We start from the raw sequence: 3,543 nt of genomic DNA, 5'->3' as shown, positions 1-3,543 counted from the left end.
GTTCCGGGAGCGGTCGCGTACACCCTTCCGGGTAGGGTGGTCTACACCATTTTGGGCGCGGCTCATTATGACCACACGGCGGCACGGGTCAAAAGGCGTTCGGGGTTCCCGGACGTCGCCGGCGCCGCCCGTATGCTGAGCCGCGCCCGTCCCCCTCCCGGGCTTCCCGGGAGGGGGACGAGGGGTGGGACCGACGAACGACCGACGAGCAGGGAGGCGGCCATGGCGGCACGCGGAGGCGGCGACCTCGCCGGGAAGGCCGAGCGCATCGTCGCCGGCCTCGGCGGCATCGACAACATCGTCGAGGTCGAGGGATGCATCACCCGGCTGCGCACCGAGGTGGAGGACCCCTCGCTGGTGGACGAGGCGGCCCTGCGCGCCGCCGGCGCCATGGGCGTGGTGTCGATGGGCACCGCCGTGCAGGTCGTCGTCGGACCGGAGGCCGACCCGCTGGCCTCCGAGATCGAGGACCTCATGTGAGACCCCGGGGCGGCACCCGCGCCGTCCCGGACCGCACCGCCCGCGCCGCCGCCGGGACGTCCCGCGCGGCGCGGTCGGCCGGCCGACCGCCCCCGCCGGGCGCGCCCCGGCGACCGGCTCCGACCCCGGCGGGGACTAGGCTCGCCGGCATGTCACGCATCGACGGCCGTACCCCCGACCTGCTCCGCCCCGTCACCATCGAACGCGGCTGGAGCAAGCACGCAGAAGGTTCCGTTCTCATCTCCTTCGGGGACACCCGGGTCCTGTGCACCGCCAGCGTCACCGAGGGCGTTCCCCGCTGGCGCCGGGGCAGCGGCAAGGGCTGGGTCACCGCCGAGTACTCGATGTTGCCCCGTTCCACCAACACCCGTGGCGACCGCGAGTCGGTGCGCGGCCGGATCGGCGGGCGCACCCACGAGATCTCCCGGCTGATCGGCCGCTCGCTGCGCGCCGTGGTGGACTTCTCCGCACTCGGCGAGAACACGATCGTCCTGGACTGCGACGTCCTCCAGGCCGACGGCGGCACCCGCACCGCCGCCGTCACCGGCGCGTACGTGGCGTTGGCCGACGCCGTGGACTGGGCCCGCCGCAACAAGCTGGTCAAGGCCTCCGCCCGCCCGCTGACCGGCACCGTCGCCGCCGTCAGCGTCGGTATCGTGGACGGCGCCCCCCTGCTCGACCTCTGCTACGAGGAGGACGTGCGGGCCGAGACCGACATGAACGTGGTGTGCACCGGCGACGGCCGCTTCGTCGAGGTGCAGGGCACCGCCGAGGGCGCGCCCTTCGCCCGCACCGAGTTGACCGCCCTGCTCGACCTCGGCGAACTCGGTTGCGCCGTGCTCACCGAGAAGCAGAAGGAGGCCCTGGCGGCATGAGCGACGCCCCCCGATCGTCCGCCCCGGGCACCGGCGACCGCCTGGTGCTCGCCACCCGCAACACGCACAAGGTGGCCGAACTGCGCGCCATCCTCGGCGAGATGGGCGTGCACCGCGAACTCCTCGGCGCCGACGCCTTCCCCGGGGTGGGCGAGATCGCCGAGACCGGCGTCACCTTCGAGGAGAACGCGCTGCTCAAGGCGCACGCCCTGGCCCGGGCGACCGGACTGCCCGCCCTCGCCGACGACTCCGGCCTGTGCGTGGACGTCCTCGGTGGCGCCCCCGGCATCCTCTCCGCCCGTTGGTCCGGCCGGCACGGGGACGACCGCGCCAACCTGGAACTGTTGCTGGCCCAACTCGACGGCATCCCCGACGGGCACCGGGGCGCCCACTTCGCGTGCGCCGCCGCTCTCGCCCTGCCCGACGGCACCGAACGGGTCACCGTCGGACGCCTGTCCGGCAGCCTGCGCCGGGCCCCGGCGGGGGAGGGCGGCTTCGGTTACGACCCGATCCTCCAGCCTGAGGGGGAGACCCGCACCTGCGCCGAGCTGAGCCCGGCGGAGAAGAACGCCATCAGTCACCGTGGGCGCGCCTTCCGGGCGCTCGCCCCGGAGTTGAGGGAGCTCCTCGGCTGAGGCCGGGCCCGTCCGCCGTCGAACCCGGCCTCCACCGACGGGTCCCACGGGTCCGACGGCGGACGCTCCGGGCCGACCGGGCCCGGGTCGGAACCCGGGTCAGGGGTCGGTCCGGGCCGGTTCCGGGGGATCCCGGGTCTCCGTCAGGTAGGCGGAGACCACCACGTTCGCCGAGTAGGCGCTCCGCTCGGCGTCGAACTCCCCGCCACAGGTGATCAGGCGCAGCTCCGCCCGCCCCTCCCGGTGCGGCCCGTACACCACCTCCGGGTCGAAGGCCGAGCGCTCCACCACATCCACCCGTTCGACGGTGAAGACCGCGGTCCGGCCGTCCGAGCGCAACACCTCCACCTCGGCGCCCGGCTCCACCGTGCTCAGGTCGTAGAAGACGGCCCGCCCGGTGTCGGTGTCCACATGCCCCACCAGCAGGGCCGCGCCCTCCGCCCCCGGCACGGGCCCGTCCCGGAACCACCCCGCGGTGTCCGCCGCCTCGAAGGGCGGCGGCTCCACGCCGCCCTCCGGTTCGACGCCGCGCTCGATCACCTCCGCCCGCAGCATCGGACCGTCCATCTCCAGGCGCACCGGCACCGCGTCCCCGTCCAGGGGGAGCACCGGGGCGGGCAGCACCCGCCCGTCGGCCAGCCGGACCGGTCCTCCGACGTCCGGCTCACCGCCCGTCAACTCCTTGCCCCACAGCCACAGGCCGAACAACAGGACGGCCCAGGTCAGGGCGGTGAGCGCGCCGCGTCCGCCGGTGGGGCGTCCGGTGGTCACGGCGGTCATCCCGACCGCCCGCTCAACGACCCCCGCCGGCCGCGCGGCGCCGGCGGAGCACCCGGAACCCCGTCACACCCGCGACCCCCAGGGCCCCGAGGAGCGCCAGGAGCGGGCCCGGCCCCGAGGCGGAGCCGGCGGCCGGGGAGGCGAGCGGCACGGCGGGGGCCGAGCCCTCCGCCTCCGGGGCGCGCTCGTCGGCCGTACCGCCGCCGCCCGCCTTCACCGGTGCCGTCGGGTGGTGCGGCTTGTGCGGGGGTTCGGGGCGGGGGCTGTGCTTCGCCACCACCGTCACCCGTCCGCTCACCGCCTTCGGGCGGCCGTCGCAGGAGACGTCGACGGCGTACGTCCCGGGCGCGATGGTGGAGGAGATCCGTGCCTCGCCGACCAGGCCGCCCCCGGTGGCCGGCCCCAGCCGGACCTCGGTCACGAACGCCTCGGAGTGCGCGGTGCCGTGGTTGTCCCGACAGCCGAAGACCCGCAGGCGCACCTCACTTCCCGGGTGCGGGGCCACCGGGGTGATGATCACCTCACCACGGTGGTGGGAGGGGTCGTGCTTGTCTCCCCCGTGCTTGTCCGGCTCGTGCCTGTCCCGTTCGTGGTGCCCCGCGTCGTGCCGGTCGGGATCGTGCGGCTCCGCCACCGAGGGGGTGGCCAGACCGATCAGCGCCACGCAGGCGAGCACCAGCGCCGGACCCACCGCCGACCCCCGCCGGGGACGACGCGGACCACGGCGATCCCCGTGGTCGGGACCGCACGCGGGGGAGGGATCGGACGGGGAC

Annotated in this window: 5 protein-coding genes; 3 read left to right on the top strand and 2 right to left on the bottom strand. The window is 75.4% G+C overall.

Going from position 1 to position 3,543, the window contains the following annotated elements; all coding sequences use genetic code 11:
* Nucleotides 1–132 precede the first annotated feature (132 nt).
* From FNQ90_RS16365 to rdgB, 3 genes are all read left to right on the top strand, one after another.
* Nucleotides 133–480: a glucose PTS transporter subunit EIIB gene (locus FNQ90_RS16365; protein ID WP_182607064.1), complete on the top strand. Its 348-nt coding sequence runs from the start codon at nucleotides 133–135 to the stop codon at nucleotides 478–480.
* 149 nt (nucleotides 481–629) lie between these two features.
* Complete coding sequence (rph, locus tag FNQ90_RS16360) at nucleotides 630–1,355, top strand: ribonuclease PH (protein ID WP_182607063.1); 726 nt, start codon at nucleotides 630–632, stop codon at nucleotides 1,353–1,355.
* Complete coding sequence (gene rdgB / locus FNQ90_RS16355; RefSeq protein WP_182607062.1) at nucleotides 1,352–1,990, top strand: RdgB/HAM1 family non-canonical purine NTP pyrophosphatase; 639 nt, start codon at nucleotides 1,352–1,354, stop codon at nucleotides 1,988–1,990. The genes rph and rdgB overlap by 4 nt, the downstream gene beginning before the upstream one ends.
* A 99-nt stretch (nucleotides 1,991–2,089) precedes the next feature.
* On the opposite strand, the gene FNQ90_RS16350 is transcribed toward rdgB, so the two are convergent.
* Nucleotides 2,090–2,770, bottom strand: a complete 681-nt coding sequence (locus tag FNQ90_RS16350; RefSeq protein ID WP_182607061.1) for a class F sortase — start codon at nucleotides 2,768–2,770, stop codon at nucleotides 2,090–2,092.
* A 13-nt stretch (nucleotides 2,771–2,783) separates the two neighbouring features.
* Nucleotides 2,784–3,543 (bottom strand): hypothetical protein (locus FNQ90_RS16345; protein ID WP_228471297.1); only part of this gene is annotated, 760 nt, incomplete at its 5' end.

The organism is Streptomyces alkaliphilus, assembly GCF_014141535.1.
GTDB lineage: Bacteria > Actinomycetota > Actinomycetes > Streptomycetales > Streptomycetaceae > Streptomyces > Streptomyces alkaliphilus.
This window is presented reverse-complemented; position numbering and strand designations above follow the sequence as displayed.

Excerpts from the sequence above, each read along its gene's own strand:
- FNQ90_RS16365 (WP_182607064.1), top strand. The coding sequence starts at position 133 with ATGCTGAGCCGCGCCCGTCCCCCTCCCGGGCTTCCCGGGAGGGGGACG.
- rph (WP_182607063.1), top strand. The coding sequence starts at position 630 with ATGTCACGCATCGACGGCCGTACCCCCGACCTGCTCCGCCCCGTCACC.
- rdgB (WP_182607062.1), top strand. The coding sequence starts at position 1,352 with ATGAGCGACGCCCCCCGATCGTCCGCCCCGGGCACCGGCGACCGCCTG.
- FNQ90_RS16350 (WP_182607061.1), bottom strand. The coding sequence starts at position 2,770 with ATGACCGCCGTGACCACCGGACGCCCCACCGGCGGACGCGGCGCGCTC.